We start from the raw sequence: 18,108 nt of genomic DNA, 5'->3' as shown, positions 1-18,108 counted from the left end.
GATGCTCAAGATTGTTGTATCAACAGGTTGACCGGAAACTCCGCCAGCACGGCGCTCAACATCAGCTCCTTGGAAGAGCTGACCGCCGCACAGGGGAAAAGTCCCGTCGAGTTGGCAGTTGACAAGGCAAACGGCAATACCAGCCGGGTGTCGTCCCAGTTCTGTGCCGGGATCAACGGGGTTGTGGCGCCACCGAGCAGGCTACTGGCCAGGCGTGGCGCGACGATGACGGCCCGCTCGCCTTCTCCCAGGCGGGCAAACGCAATCACGTTGTCTGCGTGCCGGCCCTGCACGCTCAGTGGCAGGTAGGCACCACGGCGGAACAAGTCGGCGTGTGCCTGGCGGCAGTCCAGCACTTTGGCGATCAAGGCCTGCTTGATGCGGCCATCGCGCCAGTGCGTCAGCAACTCGGCGGGCGCTGTGGCGTCGTCGAGGGTACGACGCCTGCAAGCGCAGTCCACGGCGCGGCGGTTATCCGGGTCGACCAGGCTGAAGTCCCAGTATTCATTGCCCTGGTACAGGTCGGGCACGCCTGGGGTTGTCATGCGCAGCAGGGTTTGGACCAGGCCGTTGAGGGCGCCTGGGCAGGCCAGCAGTTGTGCGGCATCGGCCACGGACTTGCGCAGTTGCTGGTTCTCGCTGTCCAGCAGCAGGCCATCGACATAGCGGGTGCAGGCGCTTTCATAGGCTTCGTTCGGTGCATTCCAGCTGCTGCGCAACTTGGCTTCGCGCAGGGCCTTCTGCTGCCATTGGCGAATGCGCTCGGCGTATGTGCGCAGGCCGCCCGTGTCCTGCAGGTCGAGCGCTAGCGGCCAGCTGCCGAGCAAGGTCTGCAAGAGCATCAGCTCGTCGCCAGGGCTGGGTGCTGGGCCGTCGTCCAGCAGTGTGCGCAAGGGGGCAGCCAATTCACGCCAATGCTCCACCCGACTGGCCAGCCACGGCCCGCGCTCGCTGAGTACGGCCAAGCGCGCTCGGGTGTCTTCACCGCGCTTGTGGTCGTGGGTGGCGGTGGCCAGCAGGTTGTCGGGGAAGTCGCGCAGGCGCCGCTGGGCTTCGTTGTGGAAGTGCGCAGGTGCTGCGCTGAAATGCTCGGCCTCGAAGCCCACGTCATTGCGCGACAGCAGCCGCGCGTTGCGGTAGAAGGCGGTGTCTTCCACGGCTTTGGCGGCGCTGGGCGCGGTCAGTTGCTGGAAACGCACGCAGGCATGGCGCAGCTGCTTGCGGGCGCGGCCCGGTGGCAGGTGACGCCAGGCTTGCCCGCCCAGCCATCGTTCAAGTTGTTCCAGCAGTGGCCAGTCGGCTTCGCCAAGGTCTTGCCGGGCGTTGACCAGCGCCTGCTGGAAAAACCTTTCGTCTTCAGCCGGGCGCCCGCAGGCGTTGAAGTAGGTACGGTAGACAGGGTAATGCGCCACCAGCGCCTGCAAGGCCCGGCGAATCGCGCCCAGGGTCAGGTCGCGGGTCATCAGGTCGTTGCGTGCCACTTGCAGCAGGGCCAGGGCCACCGATTCGCAGTCACCGGCCAGGCTGGCGTTGAGTACCAGGTGACGGGCCTGGCGCACTTCTTCGGGGAAGTCCGGGCGCTCGCTGAGGTTGGCCCACAGCTCGCTCAGCGGCGCTTCGCCGGCCGGGTCGTGTTGCAGCAGCGACACCTGGTTCATGAACTCGTAGCCGGTGGTGCCGTCGGTGAGCCAGTCGCGGTGCAGGTGCTCGTCAGCGCCAAGAATCTTCTCCACGTAGATCGGGAAGTGCTCCAGTGCTGCACTCAGCGGCCGCTGTGCCAGCAGGCCATCGACCCGTCGGCGTAGTTTGCGGCAATAGCCGCGCGGGTCGGCAAGGCCGTCGATATGGTCGATGCGCAGGCCGTCCACCAGGCCGCGTTCGATCAGTTCGAACAGCTTGGCGTGGGTGGCCTCGAACACCACTGCGCGCTCCACCCTCAGACCTCCGAGCTCGTTGATGTCGAAGAAGCGCCGCCAGTTGATGTCGTCGGCGGCGGTGCGCCAGCTGGCCAGGCGGTAGGTCTGGCGCTCCAGCAGCAGGTGCAGGCGCTTGAAACCATTTTCGGCGCGGCTGTCGAATGCCACTAGCGCTGATTCCAAGTCGGCACCTTCGCGCACCAAGCGTGCCAGTTCGGTGTGCAGCGCAAGGGAATCGGCCAGTGGGGTGGTCGATTCGGCCAATGCCGTGAAGTGCTCGGCCAGGGCCTTGAGTGCCGGCTCTGGGCTGAGGGCGAGAATCCAGCCATAGTCGACCGGGCAGATTGGGAAGCGGTGATCGTAATGGGCGATTTGCAGCGTGCCTTGCTGCTTGTCGAATTCAAGCGGTATGTCGCCGTTCTTCAGCGCCACGCCATAGTCGCTGCCGAGAAACGGCAACAGCAGTTGCCCGGCCAGCAGCGGGTCGCTGGAGTGCCACTGGATGTCGAAGAACTCCGCATACGGGCTGCGCCGGCCCCAGGCCAACAGGCTTTGCCACCAAGGGTTGTCGGCACCGCCCACGGCCATATGGTTGGACACAGTGTCAAGGATCAGCCCCATGCCATGCTGGCGCAGGGCGGCGACCAGCCGCTGCAGTGCCGCCTCGCCGCCAAGCTCCGGGTTCACGCAGGTAGGGTCGACCACGTCGTAGCCATGGCGCGAGCCCGCGCGGGCCTTGAGGATAGGCGAGGCATACAGGTGGCTGATGCCCAATTGAGCGAAGTACGGTACCAGCGGCACGGCGTGATCAAGGGTGAAGTCACTGTGAAATTGCAGGCGCAGGGTCGCGGTCAGTGGCTTCATCGGTCACGCTCCCAGGCTTGTTCGCGGGCCTGGGCCAGCAGCTCCAGGCGGCGGGCGGCGTGCTCGTCGTCGAGCAGCTCGCGCACTGGCTGGGCGAAGCGCCGCCTCCAATTGGGGTGGCCGCTGGTGGTCCCCGGCAGGTTGGGCTGCTCGTCGCAACCCAGCAAGTCTTCCAGCGGCACCAGCACCAGCGGTGCGCGGGTATGGCCAACGTAGCGGATGGCGGCGTCGATTACCGCGTCATTGTCCTTCAGCTCGCCGTAGTTGGCCTCCAGGGTGCGGCGCAGGCCGTCATGTTCTTTCTGGCGGTCGTGGCGCCAGTGCAGCTCGGTAGCGGCGTCGATCAGTTGCAAGCGCTGGCTCCAGTCGATGTCGCGGTTTTCCAGCCAGCCGGCCAATGGCGCGAGGTCATGGGTGCCCGTGGTGGCCAGGGCGTTGTCCGGCCAGTCGAGAATCGGCTTGAACTGGCCGGGCTGGGTCTGCTCGAAGGGCAGCACGCGCATGCCCAGCACGGCTTTTTCGGCCAGTGTCTCGCGCAGGCCATCGGGTACGGTGCCCAGGTCTTCGCCAAGAATGATCGCCTGGTGGCGCACCGATTCCAGCGCCAACAGGCGCAACAGGTCGTCCAGCGGGTAATTGAGGTAGGCGCCTTCGCTGGGCTTTGCCCCCTGCGGGATCAGCCACAGCCGGCGAAGGCCCATCACATGGTCGATGCGCAGGCCGCCAGCGTGGGCGAGGTTGGCCCGCAGCATCTCGATGAAGGCGCGGTAGCCGTTGCGCTTGAGGCCCTCGGGCGAGAAGGCGCAGATACCCCAGTCCTGCCCGGCGCGGTTGAGGATGTCGGGCGGCGCCCCCACTTTCAGGCCGGCCAGCAGTTCATCCTGGCGGCTCCAAGCCTGGCTGCCGGCGCCGTCGGCGCCCACCGCCAGGTCGGCGATCAGGCCCACGGCCATGCCGTTGCCACGGGCTGCCTCGTGGGCACGCTGCAGGCCGCGTTCGGTCAGCCACTGGCAAAAGGCATGGAACTCGACCTTGGCCGGGTAGGCGCTGGCAAAGGCTTCCACTTCCGGGTGGTACGGGTCGTGCCAGGCCTTGGGCCAGTTGCGCCAGTCGGCGCCCAGGCCATGCTCGACTGCCTGGGCCTGGAGCACCTCGAAGCGACAGTGGTGTTCCAGCGCCTGGCCACCGGCTGCGCGGAAGCTGTCGAAATCGCTGCGTAGCGGGTGGTTGCCTTGGCTGAAGCCCTGGTACAGCGCTTCTAGCAGGCGCAGGCGGGCGCTGGCGGCGCGTGGCCAGTCGACCAATGGGCGTTGCTCCAGCTCCTCCAGTTGCTGTTCCAGGCCGCAGGCTTCGATGGCCATGCGCACCTCCCGTTCACCCAGCAAGGACGCGGGGCTGGCGTACAGGGTGTTGAGCAGCAGGCGACTGGACGGCGAGTAGGGGCTGTAGTGTTCCTGGTCGATGGCCGACAAGGCGTGGATTGGGCTGATGGCCAAGGCATCGGCGCCGCGCTCGGCTGCCGAGCGTGCCAACTGCTCCAGTGCCAGGCAGTCGCCGTAGCCACCATCGCCGGGGCGACGCAGGCTGTACAGCTGCACCGCCAGGCCCCAGCAGCGTGGTGGTGGTTGTTGCACATCGTCTTCCAGGCTGTGGCAGCGTGGCGGGGCAATGGCCACAGTGAAGCGGCGGCTGTCGATTTCTACCTGATGGTAGCCAATCGGCAGATCACCGGGCAGACGCGCCTGCTGGTCAAGGCTCAGGGTAAGCGAGGCCTGGTCTTCCAGGGTGCAGTGGGCGACGCTGGCGGCGCTGAAGTAGCGCGCCAGCGCCAGCGGTTGGCCCTGCTCGGCGGTCAGCAAGGGCGGCAGGTGCTCACTGTCCTCGGCGGCTTCCACCGCACGCAGGCTGGCGGCAATGGCCGTGTCATCGCTGGCTGGGTGGCCAAGGCCTGCGAGGATATTGCGCAGCACTTCGTCGCTGACACGCTGAGGCCGGGCATTGGCGTCGATCCAGTCGCGGCTGAGCCCGACGAGGGTCGCCAGACGGTGCAGGGCGGTTTCGCTCATAGGCGCTCCTGGGCAGGGGGAAGCAGGCTGACCACACAGCTGTACGCAGCCAGGTGGGTATCCGGGTGCCGGGTGTCGCTGCTGTCGAACAGCCGAGCGGGTGGCGCGGGCAGCTCGACGGCTTGCGCGGTGTCGGCCAGGTTCAGGTCGATGCGCAATGTGTTGCCATTGCCTAGCCGCCAGCGTGCGGTCAGCGCCTTGTCGCCGTGCACCTCGGCGCCCAGTGCACGGCTGCCGGGCAAGTGCGGGATGACGTGGCGGCGGCGCAGGTCGAGTAGCTGCTGGTACAGGCCGTGCCAGCCGGCGATCACCTCCTTGTTTTGCGGGCGCGAAGACTCGAAGGTCTGCTCGGCGTTGGGGTCGGGAATATGCTCACGCTGATCGGGGTCGGCAAACGCGGTGAAGTGGGCGAATTCACCTCGGCGGCCTTCGCGCACGGCATCGGCCAGCGCATCATGGAAATCGGTGAAAAACAGAAATGGCCGGCAGCTGCCGTCGTCATCGCCCATGAACAGCAGCGGAATCATCGGTGCCAGCAACAGCAGGCCGGTGGCCGCACGCAGGGCCGGTGGCGAGCACAGGCGGGTCAGGCGTTCACCGAGCGCGCGGTTGCCGATCTGGTCGTGGTTTTGCAGGAACAACACAAAGGCACTGGGCGGCAGATGCGCGCTGGGTTCGCCGCGTGGCGTGCCATGCCGGTTGGGTTCGCCCTGGAACACGAACCCTTCGCCAAGGCAGCGCGCCAACTGGTCGATGGGGCGTTGCTGGTAGTCGGCGTAGTAACCCTCGGTTTCGCCGGTCAGCAGCACGTGCAGGGCATTGTGGCCGTCGTCGTTCCATTGGGCGTCGAAGCCTTGTTCCAGCAGGCCGGCTTGGTTGTGCTCGTTTTCCAGCACCAGCCACACCTGGCGGCCAGGTTCCACTGCAGCGCGTACGCGCTGCGCCAGTTCGACGAGGAAGTCCGGCTGGTCGATGGCGTGCACGGCGTCCAGGCGCAGGCCGTCGCAGCGGTAGTCGCACAGCCACATCAGGGCATTCTGGATGAAGTACTCGCGCACCTGCGGGCGGCGGAAGTCGATGGCCGCGCCCCATGGCGTCTGCCGGTCTTCGCGGAAGAACGGGCTGGCGTACTGGTGCAGGTAATTGCCGTCGGGGCCGAAGTGGTTGTACACCACGTCCACCAATACCATCAGCCCTTCGCCGTGGGCCTGGTCGACCAGTGCGCACAGCTGTTCGGGGCTGCCGTAGGTGTTCTGCGGCGCGTAGGGCAGCACCCCGTCGTAGCCCCAGTTGCGTTCGCCGGGGAACTGCCCCAGCGGCATCAGTTCGATCGCGCTGATGCCGAGTTCGGCCAGGCGCGGCAGTTGCCGAGCTACCCCGGCGTAGCCATCGAGCAGGCCAACATGCACCTCCTGGATCACCGCTTCATGCCAAGGCCGGCCTTGCCACGGGTGTTGCCAGGCGTAACCGGCCACATTCACCACCTGGCTTGGCCCTTGTACGCCGTCGGGCTGGTAGCGTGAGGCCGGGTCGGCCACCAGCAATTCACCGTCGATTCGGTAGTGGTAACGGTCACCGGCCTGGCATGGGGCCACGCCGGTGTACCAGCCATCGTCGCCGGGCAGCAGCTCGATGGCCGGTTGCTGTTCCAGTTCAACGCTCACGCTGCGCGCATCGGGTGCCCAGAGGGCGAAGCGCGCCGACGTGGCGTCCAACAAGTGTGCGCCATGCCTGTGCATCTTCCAGCCCCCGCTCAGTAGTGGCTCAGTTGTGCCTGCTTGACCAGGTCCTCGTACAGGCGGGCGTAGGGCTCCACCGCCTGGCACCAGTTGAATGGCTGGGTCATCGAAAGGCAGCGCATGGCGTTGAGCAGGTCCTTCTTGCCGTATACATAGAAGGCGCGGCTCAGTGCCTGGCGGTAGCTCTCGACGGTCGATTCGTTGAACAAGAAGCCCGTGACGCCGCACTCGATGGTGTCGGCCAGGCCGCCTGTATTGCGCGCCACCGGCAGTGAGCCGAAGCGTTGCGCGTACATCTGGCTGAGGCCGCAAGGCTCGTAGCGCGACGGCATAAGCAGGAAGTCGCTGCCCGCGAACATCCGTCGAGCATCGGTTTCATTGAAACCGATGCGCACACCGATACGCCCTGGGTGGCGCAGCGCCAGTTCGCGCATGGCTTGTTCTTCTTCCGGCTCGCCACGGCCGATGATCGCGATCTGCCCACCTTGTTCGACGATGTAGTCGGCCACGCCCAGGGTCAGGTCCAGGCCCTTCTGATAGACCAGCCGCGAGACCACGGCGAACAGCGGGCCTTCGGAATCTTCCAGGCCGAACAGCTCGCGCACTTCATGGGTGTTGCGCGCCTTGCCTTCCCAATCGTTGATGCTGAAGTTGTGCTGCAGGTGCTTGTCGGTGGCCGAGTCCCAGCTTTCGTCGATACCGTTGGGGATGCCACCTAGCAGGCCTTGCTGGGCCTTGCTGGCGAGGAAGCCGTCCAGGCCGCAGCCGAATTCCGGGGTGGTGATTTCCCGCGCATAGGTGGCGCTGACCGTGGTGATGTGGCTGGAGTAGGCCAGCCCAGCCTTGAGGAACGACAACTTGCCGTAGAACTCCATGCCTTCCTGCTGCATGGCGTGGTCGGGGATCGCCAGCTCTGGGCTGCAGCCGCGGCTATATACTCCCTGGTAGGCCAGGTTGTGGATGGTGAACAGGGTGGGCGTGCTCAGCCCGCGCCAGTGCATGTAGGCCGGGGCCAGGCCGGCGGGCCAGTCATGCGCGTGCACCACTTCCGGCGTCCAGTGGATCTTGCCTTCGCCAGCGGCGATTTCGGCGGCAGCCAGGCCCAGGCGAGCGAAGCGAATGTGGTTGTCAGGCCAGTCTCGGCCGTTGTTGGCACCATAGGGTGTGCCGTCGCGTTGATACAGTTCGGGGCAGATCAGCACGTAGATGACCAGGCCGTCGGCCATGTCCATGCGCCCGATCTTGCACGGCGGCAGGGCCGCGTGGCCGCCCAGTTCACCCACGATATGGATCGGGTTGTCGCTTTCCATGACCTGGCGGTAGCCGGGGATGAGCACCCGTACATCGTGCAGGTGCGCCAGGGCACGGGGCAGCGCGGCGGACACGTCGCCCAGGCCGCCGGTTTTCACCAGGTCGGCGATTTCCGAGGTCACGAACAGAATCTTGCGCATGTTCGGGTTGTGTTGGCGCTGGGCGCCGGGTGCCTTGCCTGTCGTGGCGAAATCCGGGGTGAGCGGCTCGCGGTTGTCCGGGTTGAATGAATCTACGTGAGGCTCGACAGCGGCACTGATCATACTTCTCTCCGTCCCTATGCTTGGCCGGGTGCTGGCACCCGTGGCGATGTTTCGTGTTGGTTCTCTCTAATTTTGAATCTGCGTAGTGCGTTCCTTGCCCCAGGGTCGTGCGCGCAGGCACAGCGCGATCGGCGCTCCGGCCGAAGGCGATTGGACTGGTTGGGGTTGTAGGCTGAGGATTGGGAGTAGCCCAATGCGTCTGGCCTTCTTTGTTCATGACCCGCCGGCTTTCCTGAAAGTTCGACTTATTTTGGTCACTCTTCCTGATGAGCAAATGGCGGGCCGAAAACCGAGTGTAGGAGAGAAAGTGCTAAAAAGGTGACCCGCTGGTCACTATTGTTATGTGCGGAATAGACGCAAACGTTGGCGTATGTGACTGGATGTGAAAAGGTTTGTCGGGGGTGTTTGGCGGGTGCGCCAATTTGTGGCCAGCAGGGGGCCGTGCACCAAGTTGGTGCTTGGTGGAGGATTAAAAAGCTACGTCGGGGAGATCAGCAGGTGGGAGCCTTACAGCCCCCACTGGAGGAAGGGAAGATCAGAGGCTGACAGCTTTATCGCCATCACGTTGTTGCGCCAGCAGCAGGTTCAGCTGGGCGACCTGTTGGCGCAGTTGGTCACGTTCGTCCTTCAGTTTACGCAGCTCATCACGGCGCACGGAGACATAGAGTGTCTGGGGTGGGGTTGCAGGCATCAAGGTACCCATGAGCACACCTCGCGGTTTTGGCTGGTGACAAGTCAAAGCGTAGACGCTTCACGCGGGGCGCATTTTGAATTCTTTCGCAGGCCTTGGGAACTTTTTTGTTTATCGTGGTCTTGCCGTTCGTCGCTGAACCCTCGGGCGGCATGCTGGACTAATCTGAACAGCTGGACTGTATTGTCATCCATTTCGAAAGGGGAGCATCGGCTCATGCAACTGGGAATCGTCGGGCTGGGCCGCATGGGCGGCAACATCGCAAGGCGCCTGATGCGCGCCGGCCATCGCACCGTGGTACACGACCGCAACCGTGAAGCCATCACTGGGCTGGAGGGCGAGGGCGCCCAGGGCGCGCACGACCTCGGTGCACTGGTACAAAAGCTGAAAGCGCCGCGTGCCGTATGGGTGATGCTGCCGGCCGGCGAGCCCACCGAGCAAACCATCGCCCAATTGGCCGAGCTGCTGGAGCCGGGCGATGCGATCATCGACGGCGGCAACACCTTCTACAAGGACGACATGCGCCGCGCCGCAGAACTGGCCAAGCGCGGCCTGCATTACCTGGACGTCGGCACCTCCGGCGGCGTATGGGGCCTGGACCGTGGCTACTGCATGATGATCGGTGGCGAAAAGGACGTGTTCGAGCGCCTGGAACCCCTGTTCAAGGCGCTGGCGCCAGGCGTGGGTGACATCCCGCGTACCCATGGCCGCAGCGGCGAGCACCAGCGGGCCGAACACGGCTATATCCACGCCGGCCCACCTGGCGCCGGGCACTACGTGAAAATGGTGCACAACGGTATCGAGTACGGCTTGATGCAGGCTTATGCCGAAGGCTTCGACCTGCTGCGCAGCAAAGGCGGCGACGAGCTGCCGGAAGACCAGCGCTTTGACCTGAACGTGGCCGAAATCGCCGAAGTGTGGCGGCGCGGCAGCGTGGTGACCTCGTGGCTGCTCGACCTTACCGCCGATGCGCTGGTGGCCGACCCGCAGCTGTCGCAGTTCAGTGGCTCGGTGTCCGACAGTGGCGAAGGCCGCTGGACCATCGACGCTGCGGTCGAGCAGGCGGTGCCGGTGCCGGTGTTGTCCAGCGCATTGTTCGCGCGCTTCCGCTCGCGCCAGCAGCAGGGTACTTATGGTGACAAGATTCTCTCGGCCATGCGCCTGGGCTTCGGTGGCCACGTCGAGAAGAAAGCCGAATGACCAAACAGACCATTCCCGCTGCACCCCCTTGTACCCTGTTCCTGTTCGGCGCCAATGGCGACCTGGTCAAGCGCCTGCTGATGCCGGCGCTGTATAACCTCAGCCGCGACGGCCTGCTGGACCGTAACCTGCGCATCGTCGGCGTCGACCACAACGCGGCCAGCGCCGCGGATTTCGCTGAGCGGCTGCAGGCGTTCATGCGCGAGCGTGACAAAGGCCGCGAGGGCGGCGACCAGTGCCTCGACGATAAGCTCTGGGCCCGCTTGGCCAAGCGCCTGGATTACCAGACAGGCGACTTCCTCGACCCGGCGACTTACCAAGCCATTGCCAAGCGCATCGAAAAGACCAGCCACGGCAACGCCATCTTCTACCTGGCCACGTCGCCGCGCTTCTTCCCCGAAGTGGCGCAGCGCCTCGGGCAGGCCGGCTTGCTTGACGAGTCTGCCGGCGGCTTTCGCCGAGTGGTGGTGGAAAAGCCCTTCGGCACCGACCTGGCCAGCGCCGAGGCGCTCAACGCTTGCCTGCTGAAGGTGATGGGCGAGCGGCAGATCTACCGCATCGACCATTATCTGGGCAAAGAAACGGTGCAGAACATTCTGGTCAGCCGCTTCTCCAACGGCCTGTTCGAATCGTTCTGGAACAACCACTACATCGACCATGTGCAGATCACCGCAGCAGAAACCGTCGGCGTCGAGACCCGTGGTGCGTTCTATGACAGCACCGGCGCCTTGCGTGACATGGTACCCAATCACCTGTTCCAGTTGCTGGCGATGGTGGCCATGGAGCCGCCGGCCGCGTTCGGCGCCGATGCGGTACGCGGTGAAAAGGCCAAAGTGGTCGGTGCCATCCGCCCATGGTCGGCAAAAATGGCCCTGAAGAACTCCGTGCGTGGCCAGTACAGTGCCGGCAAGCAGGGGCGCAAGCAACTGCCCGGTTACCGCCAGGAGGCCAACGTCGCGCCTGAGAGCCAGACCGAAACCTACGTGGCGCTGAAGGTGATGATCGACAATTGGCGCTGGGCCGGCGTGCCGTTCTACCTGCGCACCGGCAAGCGCATGAGCGTGCGCGACACCGAGATCGCCATTTGCTTCAAGCCCGCGCCGTATGCGCAGTTTCGCGAGTCGGAGCTGGAGCGGCCCAAGCCCAACTACCTGAAAATCCAGATCCAGCCCAACGAAGGCATGTGGTTCGACCTGCAGGCCAAGCGGCCCGGGCCGGAGCTGGTGATGGAGAATGTCGAGCTGGGCTTTGCCTACAAGGACTTCTTCAAGATGACCCCGGCGACCGGCTACGAGACGCTGATCTACGACTGCCTGACCGGTGACCAGACCCTGTTCCAGCGGGCCGACAACATCGAAAACGGCTGGCGAGCGGTGCAGCCGTTTCTCGATGCCTGGGCCCAGGGCGGCGATGTGCATGGCTACCCGGCCGGCGAAGATGGGCCCGAAGCGGGCAATGAATTGCTGGCGCGGGACAAGCGCGAGTGGCACCGGTTGGGGTAAGACTTTTGTAAATTCTGTGCCGGCCCTTTCGCGGCTAAAGCCGCTCCCACAGGGATACCACTTCCCTTAGGGCCGATGCGATACCTGTGGGAGCGGCTTTAGCCGCGAAAGGGCCGGCACAGGCGATCACACCAAGGAGACTTAATGCCCGCCCACATCGAAGACTACGCCCTGCTGGGCAACTGCCGCAGTGCCGCCCTGGTCAGCCGCGATGGCTCGCTCGACTGGCTGTGCCTGCCGCGCTTCGACGCTCCAGCGGTATTCGCTGCCCTGTTGGGCAACGAAGAAAATGGCCGCTGGCGCCTATCTCCTTGCGACCCGATCGAACACAGCAGCCGCCAATACCTGGACGATACCTTGGTACTGGAAACCACCTGGGTGACGGCCACTGGCCGGGCCCGCGTGCTCGATTTCATGCCCCTGGGTGAGGTCAATTCGGTGGTACGCATCGTCGAAGGCCTGTCTGGCGAAACCAACTTCGAAATGGACCTGGTCATGCGCTTCGACTACGGTCGCAGCGTGCCTTGGGTCGAGCGGCTCGACCCACTGACCCTCAGCGCCGTGGCAGGCCCGGACCGGCTGATCCTGTGCAGCACCGTGCCCCCGCATGCCCGCGACCACCATACGGTTGCCCGCTTTCGCGTCGGCACGGGCCAGCGCCACGTCTTCAGCCTGCGCCACCAACCCTCGCACTTGTCGGTGCAGCCCAACTGCGATGTCGAACAGGCCTTGGCCCAAACTGTCGACCAATGGCAGGCTTTCGCCGCCCGTTGCCCAGAGGTAGGCCCATACACTGCGCTGGTGCGCCGCTCGCTGCTCACCCTCAAGGCCATGACCTATGCCCCCACCGGCGGCATCGTCGCCGCCGTCACCACTTCGTTGCCCGAGCGTGTGGGCGGGGAGCGCAACTGGGACTACCGTTTCTGCTGGCTGCGCGACGCCACCATGACCCTGCTGGCCTTTATGAACCTCGGCTACTTCGACGAGGCCCAGGCCTGGCGTGAGTGGCTGCTGCGCTCGGTAGCCGGCAACCCCGAGCAGATGCAGATCATGTACGGCCTGGCCGGTGAGCGCGACCTGCAGGAGTACACCTTGCCGTGGCTGGCCGGTTACGAACATTCGCAACCCGTGCGAGTCGGCAATGCTGCCTCGCAGCAGATGCAATTGGACATCTATGGCGAACTGGCCGATGCCATGAGCCAGGCGATCAAAGGCGGCTTGCCGCGTCACCCACGCAGCGCCGCCATCTCCCGATTGATTCTGCCCTACGTCGAGCGCATCTGGCGTGAGCCGGACGAAGGCATCTGGGAGGTGCGTGGCGGCCGGCAGCAGTTTGTGCATTCCAAGGTGATGGCCTGGGTCGCCTTCGACCGTGCTGCGGGGCTGGCCGACACCACTGAAGAGGGCCGCGAGCGCGGGCAGCATTACCGCCAGGTGGCTGACGAGATTCACCGCGAAGTGTGCGAGAACGGCCTGGACGCCAGCGGCAAATACTTTGTCCAGGCTTATGGTTCAAGCGAAATGGACGCCAGCCTGTTGCAGATTGCCCTGACCGGCTTCCTGCCAGCAGATGACCCACGCTTTCTGCGCACGCTGGCACAGATAGAACAGCGGCTATTGAAAAACGGCCTGCTGCTGCGCTACGACAGCGACAGCTGCAGCGACGGCTTGACCCCGGGTGAGGGCACCTTCCTGGTGTGTTCGTTCTGGCTGGCCGATGTTTACGTGTTGCTGGGGCGCCAGCAAGAAGCGCAGGCCTTGTACGAACGCCTGACCGGCCTGTGCAACGACCTCGGCCTACTGGCCGAACAGTACGACCCGGCGGGCCAGCGCATGCTCGGCAACTTCCCCCAGGCGTTTAGCCATATTGGCATCATCAACACCGCCCTGAACCTGCACCGCGCACAGTGTCCGGTGCGAGACAGGGCACGTTGTGGATAGCGTCGTTACCATTGGTAAACAGTGTGTGACGCATTGCGTCACATATGATATTTTGCTTCGTGTGATGCATGGGGTCACACTTGGTTCGTCTCCCAAATGGACGCGGCGAGCTACCCATGATCATCAGTTTTCGGCACAAGGGACTGCGAGTTTTCCATGAAACGGGTAACACCCGAGGGATTCAGGCCCCTCACGCAAGGCGTTTAAAACGGCAACTCCAGTTCCTTGACCGCGCCATGGCTGCGCAGGATTTGAACGTACCAGGCTGGCAGTTGCATCCGCTCAAAGGAGCGTTATCGGATTTCTGGTCAGTCAGTGTTTCCGGTAACTGGAGGCTGACTTTTCGCTTCGTGGGTTCGGATGTCGAACTGGTCGATTACCTTGATTACCACTGAAAAGGAAAACTGATCATGCCTTTGCATAATCCGCCACATCCCGGTGAAACCCTGCGTGAAGATGTTCTGCCCGCGTTAGGTCTGACGGTGAAGGCGTTCGCGTCGCATCTTGGGTTCTCTCGCGAAGCACTGTCGCGGGTATTGCACGGCCGCGCGGCGATTTCTCCGGACCTGGCGATACGCCTGGAGATGGCGGGTATCAGCACCGCCCGCCTGTGGTTGGCCATTCAGGCTGATTACGATATCTGGCATGCGCGTCACCGACAGCAACCTGTGATTACCCGGTTGTTTCAGGCCGCCTGATGTAAAAGTGTGAAACGACCGGAGTAGACTAGGCCAAACCCCTTCGGCACGGAGCACACATGGGCATTCGCGGTACGGATCGGCAGATCGACAACATCGAGTTCAATGTCAGCGACATCGCACGTAGCAAGGCCTTTTATGGCAGCGTGTTCGGCTGGGTCTTCGCCGACTACGGGCCAACATACACCGAGTTCAGCGACGGCCGCCTTACGGGTGGTTTCACCACGGGTGAGCCGGTGCGCCCGGGCGGGCCGTTGGTGATTTTGTACGCCGATGACCTTGACACCACGCAGCAACGGGTCGAAGCGGCCGGGGCGAAAATCAGCCGGGCGACCTTTGCCTTCCCTGGCGGGCGGCGTTTTCATTTCATCGACCCGGACGGTTACGAACTGGCCGTGTGGACGGCCCAAGCCTGATGGCCAACCACAAGATCGAAATTCGCCGACGCAACATCGAGAAAATCCTGCAGGCGGCGGAGAAGGTGTTCGCTGAGAAGGGCTACGGCGCCACCTCCATGGGCGATATCGCCGAGCAGGCGGAGCTGCCGCGCTCCAACCTGCATTATTACTTCAGCACCAAGGACGAGCTTTTCCGCGCGGTTTTGCAGGACCTGCTGGATGTTTGGAAGCAGGATGCACTGTGCTTCGAGAACTTCGACGACCCACGCGTGGTGCTGACCAGCTACATCCGGGCGAAGATGGGCCATTCGCGTTCGCGGCCGCTGGGCTCGAAGATCTGGGCCGAAGAGATGCTGCACGGGGCGCCGGTGCTGGGGGTGAACCTGGATGACAGCCTTGTGCCTTGGGCCAAGTTGAAAGAAGCCAAGATCCGCCGCTGGGTGGAGGAGGGGCGCATCCTGCCGGTGGAGCCGTCGGCGCTGTTGTACATGATCTGGGCCTCTACCCAGCACTATGCCGACTTTGGCTACCAGGTGCAGTTGCTCAACGGCGGCGAGGTGCTGTCGGACATGGCGTTCGAGAGTGCGGTGCAGACGGTGACCAGCGTGATCTTGCGGGGGATTGGGCTACAGCCGTGAACCGCTGTTGCGGGCTGGCTCGGTCCTTTGTGGGGGCGGCCTTGTGTCGCGAAAGGGCCGCTAAGCGGCCCCCGGATTTCTGCATCGTTGCGAAGATTGCTGGGGCCGCTCTGCGGCCCTTTCGCGACACAAGGCCGCTCCTACACGGGGGTAGTCGGTGCGGTAGCAGCTTGCTTCAACTGGCCTCGCGGTAGGGGTTGCGTGGGTCCTGCGTCCAGTTCAGGTATGGCTTGCCGGTATCCTGCGCCTCCATCTCGATGCAGTTTTCAACCGGGCAGGTGATTTGGCACAGGTTGCAGCCCACGCATTCCTCTTCGATCACGTTGTACGCATGGGTACCGTCAGCCTTGAGCGTGCTGGCAATCGCCTGGTGCGAGGTATCCTCACACGCAATGTGGCAGCGCCCACAGCCGATACAGGCCTCCTGGTCGATATGCGCCACCGACTTGTAGTTGATGTCCAGGTACTTCCAGTCGGTGGTGTGCCCTACCGCCTGGCCACGGAACGCCTCGATATTGGCGTGCCCATGCTGGTCCATCCAGCGTGCCAGGCCGTCCTTCATGTCCTCGACAATACGGAAACCATGCAGCATCGCCGCCGTGCAGACCTGCACGGCGCCACTGCCCAAGGCCATGAATTCCGCTGCATCACGCCAGTTGCCGATACCGCCGATGCCACAAATCGGCAAGCCACGGGTGTCTGGGTCGCGGGCGATTTCTGCCACCATGTTCAGGGCAATCGGCTTCACGGCCGAGCCGCAGTAACCGCCATGGGTGCTCTGGTCACCGACGATGGGGTGGGCCACCATGCGGTCCAGGTCGACGCTGGTGATGGAGTTGATGGTGTTGATCAACGACACCGCATCGGCCCCACCACGGTGGGCGGCGCGCGCCGACTGGCGGATGTCGGTGATGTTCGGCGTGAGCTTCACGATCACGGGCAACGCGCAGTAGGTTTTGCACCAGCGGGTGACCATTTCCACGTATTCCGGCACTTGGCCTACCGCCGCGCCCATGCCGCGCTCCGGCATGCCGTGCGGGCAGCCGAAGTTCAGCTCGATGCCATCAGCCCCGGTGGCTTCCACCAGCGGCAGGATGAATTTCCACGACTCCTCCACGCAGGGCACCATCAGCGAGACGATCAACGCCCGGTCGGGCCAGTCCTTCTTCACCTGGGTGATTTCGCGCAGGTTGATGTCCAGCGAGCGGTCGGTGATCAGCTCGATGTTGTTGATGCCTTGCACCATGCGGTTGGCGCCGTAGTGCGCCGAGTAGCGCGACGACACGTTGACCGCCGCCGGGTCTTCCCCCAGTGTTTTCCAGACCACGCCGCCCCAGCCGGCCTCGAAGGCGCGGACCACGTTGTAGGCCTTGTCGGTTGGCGGTGCGGAGGCCAGCCAGAACGGGTTGGGTGCCTTGATGCCGGCGAATACGATAGACAAGTCGGCCATTTACGCTGCCTCCACGTTGAGCATGAGTTGGGCATGGATGGCTTCGGCGGCCAGCTTGCCGTGTTGCACCGCCTGGACGGTGAGGTCCTGGCCCAGCGCGGTGCAGTCGCCGCCTGCGTACACGCCCGGCAGGCTGGTTTGCATCGTTTCATCAACGCGGATACGTTCGCCGTCGCGGGCCAGTTGTGCGGCCACCGGGTCGCCAAGGCTGGCCTCGTCGAAGCGCTGGCCGATAGCTTTGAAGATGGCGTCGGCGGCCAACTCGAAGGTTTCGCCGGTGTCGCGCAGGCGGCCGTCCGCCAGTTCGGTGCGGGCAAAGCGCATGCCGCGCACCTTGCCGGCGTCATCGAGCAGCACAGCATCAGGGCGGGCCCAGGTGTGCAGGCGCACCTGGTTGGCCTTGGCGATGTCCTGCTCGTGGCCGGTGGCACCCATGTCGGCGTGGCCACGGCGGTACACCAGGTTGACGTCGCGGGCACCCAGGCGGCTCATTTGCACGGCCATGTCGATGGCGGTGTTGCCGGCACCGATCACCAGGCAGCGGTCGGCCAATGGCAGCTGGCTCAGGTCATCGGCCTGGCGCAACTCGCGGATGTATTCGGTGGCGGCGAGCACGCCGGGGGCTTCTTCATCGGGCAGCCCCAGCTGGCGCACGGCATTCAGGCCAAGGCCCAGGAACACTGCGTCGTACTGGTCGCGCAGTTCACCCAGGCTGAGGTTGCCGCCCAGGCGCTGGCCATGGCGAACTTCAATACCGCCAATGCCCAGCAGGAACTCCACTTCGCGCTGGGCGTAGTCATCCACCAGCTTGTAGCGGGCGATGCCGTACTCGTTGAGGCCGCCGGACTTGTCGCTGGCCTCGAACACCACCACGTCATGCCCGTGCATCGCCAGCCGGTGGGCGCAGGACAGCCCGGCAGGGCCGGCGCCGACCACGGCAATGCGCTTGCCAGTGGCGGGCGAGCGCTTGAACGGGTGTTCGCTGAATTGGGCGTTGTCCAGCGCGTAGCGCTGCAACTGGCCGATCAGCACCGGTGCGCATTCCTGGGCGTTGTTGCGCACGCAGGCTTGCTGGCAAAGGATTTCGGTGGGGCACACGCGGGCGCAGCTGCCGCCGAGGATGTTGGCCGAAAGAATGCGCTCGGCGGCGCCTTGCAGGTTTTCGTCGCTGATGCGGTGGATGAACGAGGGGATGTCGATGTCGCTGGGGCACGCGTTGACGCAGGGGGCGTCGTAGCAGTACAGGCAGCGTGCACTTTCGACGGCGGCCTGGCGGGCGGTGAGGGGTGGGGCCAGGTCGCTGAAGCGCTCGGCCAACTGGTCGGCGCCGGCCCGGGGGCGCGGCAAATGGTTCAGGGCGTCGATCACGGGTGTAGCCTCTCTATTTTTTATGGGGCAGGCGACAGGTAATGCGATGGGTTTTGGGGCCGC

Annotated in this window: 14 protein-coding genes; 7 read left to right on the top strand and 7 right to left on the bottom strand. The window is 64.4% G+C overall.

Annotated features, from left to right (window positions below):
* Positions 1-5 precede the first annotated feature (5 nt).
* The 5 genes from APH35_RS14635 to APH35_RS29045 form a co-directional block, all read right to left on the bottom strand.
* Complete coding sequence (locus APH35_RS14635; RefSeq protein ID WP_060515029.1) at positions 6-2,780, bottom strand: malto-oligosyltrehalose synthase; 2,775 nt, start codon at positions 2,778-2,780, stop codon at positions 6-8.
* Positions 2,777-4,846, bottom strand: a complete 2,070-nt coding sequence (malQ, locus tag APH35_RS14630) for a 4-alpha-glucanotransferase (RefSeq protein ID WP_012273253.1) — start codon at positions 4,844-4,846, stop codon at positions 2,777-2,779. Before malQ ends, APH35_RS14635 begins: the two co-directional genes overlap by 4 nt.
* On the bottom strand, positions 4,843-6,585 hold the full coding sequence (treZ, locus tag APH35_RS14625) for a malto-oligosyltrehalose trehalohydrolase (protein WP_060494002.1): 1,743 nt from the start codon (positions 6,583-6,585) through the stop codon (positions 4,843-4,845). Before treZ ends, malQ begins: the two co-directional genes overlap by 4 nt.
* 14 nt (positions 6,586-6,599) lie before the next feature.
* On the bottom strand, positions 6,600-8,159 hold the full coding sequence (gene glgA, locus APH35_RS14620; RefSeq protein ID WP_012273251.1) for a glycogen synthase GlgA: 1,560 nt from the start codon (positions 8,157-8,159) through the stop codon (positions 6,600-6,602).
* 535 nt (positions 8,160-8,694) lie between these two features.
* Entirely contained in the window at positions 8,695-8,862 is a 168-nt protein-coding gene (locus APH35_RS29045; protein WP_012273250.1) for a DUF6026 family protein, read from the bottom strand.
* Positions 8,863-9,033: 171 nt separating this feature from the next.
* On the opposite strand from APH35_RS29045, the gene gnd reads away from it, so the two are divergent.
* The 7 genes from gnd (at position 9,034) to APH35_RS14590 (ending at position 15,227) form a co-directional block, all read left to right on the top strand.
* Entirely contained in the window at positions 9,034-10,050 is a 1,017-nt protein-coding gene (gnd, locus tag APH35_RS14615; protein WP_223296387.1) for a phosphogluconate dehydrogenase (NAD(+)-dependent, decarboxylating), read from the top strand.
* Entirely contained in the window at positions 10,047-11,552 is a 1,506-nt protein-coding gene (zwf, locus tag APH35_RS14610; RefSeq protein WP_060494001.1) for a glucose-6-phosphate dehydrogenase, read from the top strand. The genes gnd and zwf overlap by 4 nt, the downstream gene beginning before the upstream one ends.
* A 144-nt stretch (positions 11,553-11,696) precedes the next feature.
* Entirely contained in the window at positions 11,697-13,493 is a 1,797-nt protein-coding gene (locus APH35_RS14605) for a glycoside hydrolase family 15 protein (RefSeq protein ID WP_060494000.1), read from the top strand.
* 116 nt (positions 13,494-13,609) lie between these two features.
* Complete coding sequence (locus tag APH35_RS28370; RefSeq protein ID WP_082425804.1) at positions 13,610-13,888, top strand: type II toxin-antitoxin system RelE/ParE family toxin; 279 nt, start codon at positions 13,610-13,612, stop codon at positions 13,886-13,888.
* Between the two features lie 15 nt (positions 13,889-13,903).
* On the top strand, positions 13,904-14,191 hold the full coding sequence (locus tag APH35_RS14600; RefSeq protein WP_060515028.1) for a HigA family addiction module antitoxin: 288 nt from the start codon (positions 13,904-13,906) through the stop codon (positions 14,189-14,191).
* 59 nt (positions 14,192-14,250) lie between these two features.
* Entirely contained in the window at positions 14,251-14,607 is a 357-nt protein-coding gene (locus APH35_RS14595) for a VOC family protein (protein ID WP_012273244.1), read from the top strand.
* Positions 14,607-15,227, top strand: coding sequence for a TetR/AcrR family transcriptional regulator (locus tag APH35_RS14590; protein ID WP_012273243.1), 621 nt, complete (start codon positions 14,607-14,609; stop codon positions 15,225-15,227). Before APH35_RS14595 ends, APH35_RS14590 begins: the two co-directional genes overlap by 1 nt.
* A gap of 175 nt (positions 15,228-15,402) precedes the next feature.
* Here APH35_RS14590 and preA read toward each other — a convergent pair whose 3' ends face one another.
* Together preA and APH35_RS14580 are read right to left on the bottom strand one after the other, a co-directional pair.
* The gene (gene preA, locus APH35_RS14585) at positions 15,403-16,677 is read right to left on the bottom strand and encodes an NAD-dependent dihydropyrimidine dehydrogenase subunit PreA (protein WP_012273242.1); all 1,275 of its coding nucleotides are present in this window, start codon (positions 16,675-16,677) and stop codon (positions 15,403-15,405) included.
* The gene (locus APH35_RS14580; RefSeq protein WP_060515027.1) at positions 16,678-18,045 is read right to left on the bottom strand and encodes an NAD(P)-dependent oxidoreductase; all 1,368 of its coding nucleotides are present in this window, start codon (positions 18,043-18,045) and stop codon (positions 16,678-16,680) included.
* Between the last annotated feature and the right edge of the window lie 63 nt (positions 18,046-18,108).

Source organism: Pseudomonas sp. NBRC 111132 (genome assembly GCF_001320565.1).
In the GTDB taxonomy this organism is placed as follows: domain Bacteria; phylum Pseudomonadota; class Gammaproteobacteria; order Pseudomonadales; family Pseudomonadaceae; genus Aquipseudomonas; species Aquipseudomonas putida_P.
Note: the sequence above shows the minus strand (reverse complement) of the source record. Positions and strands in the feature narration are given on the sequence as shown.

Bases quoted from the DNA above. Each gene is read 5' to 3' on its own strand.
- APH35_RS14635 (WP_060515029.1), bottom strand. From the start codon at position 2,780: ATGAAGCCACTGACCGCGACCCTGCGCCTGCAATTTCACAGTGACTTC.
- malQ (WP_012273253.1), bottom strand. From the start codon at position 4,846: ATGAGCGAAACCGCCCTGCACCGTCTGGCGACCCTCGTCGGGCTCAGC.
- treZ (WP_060494002.1), bottom strand. From the start codon at position 6,585: ATGCACAGGCATGGCGCACACTTGTTGGACGCCACGTCGGCGCGCTTC.
- glgA (WP_012273251.1), bottom strand. From the start codon at position 8,159: ATGATCAGTGCCGCTGTCGAGCCTCACGTAGATTCATTCAACCCGGAC.
- APH35_RS29045 (WP_012273250.1), bottom strand. From the start codon at position 8,862: ATGGGTACCTTGATGCCTGCAACCCCACCCCAGACACTCTATGTCTCC.
- zwf (WP_060494001.1), top strand. From the start codon at position 10,047: ATGACCAAACAGACCATTCCCGCTGCACCCCCTTGTACCCTGTTCCTG.
- APH35_RS14605 (WP_060494000.1), top strand. From the start codon at position 11,697: ATGCCCGCCCACATCGAAGACTACGCCCTGCTGGGCAACTGCCGCAGT.
- APH35_RS28370 (WP_082425804.1), top strand. From the start codon at position 13,610: ATGATCATCAGTTTTCGGCACAAGGGACTGCGAGTTTTCCATGAAACG.
- APH35_RS14600 (WP_060515028.1), top strand. From the start codon at position 13,904: ATGCCTTTGCATAATCCGCCACATCCCGGTGAAACCCTGCGTGAAGAT.
- APH35_RS14595 (WP_012273244.1), top strand. From the start codon at position 14,251: ATGGGCATTCGCGGTACGGATCGGCAGATCGACAACATCGAGTTCAAT.
- APH35_RS14590 (WP_012273243.1), top strand. From the start codon at position 14,607: ATGGCCAACCACAAGATCGAAATTCGCCGACGCAACATCGAGAAAATC.
- preA (WP_012273242.1), bottom strand. From the start codon at position 16,677: ATGGCCGACTTGTCTATCGTATTCGCCGGCATCAAGGCACCCAACCCG.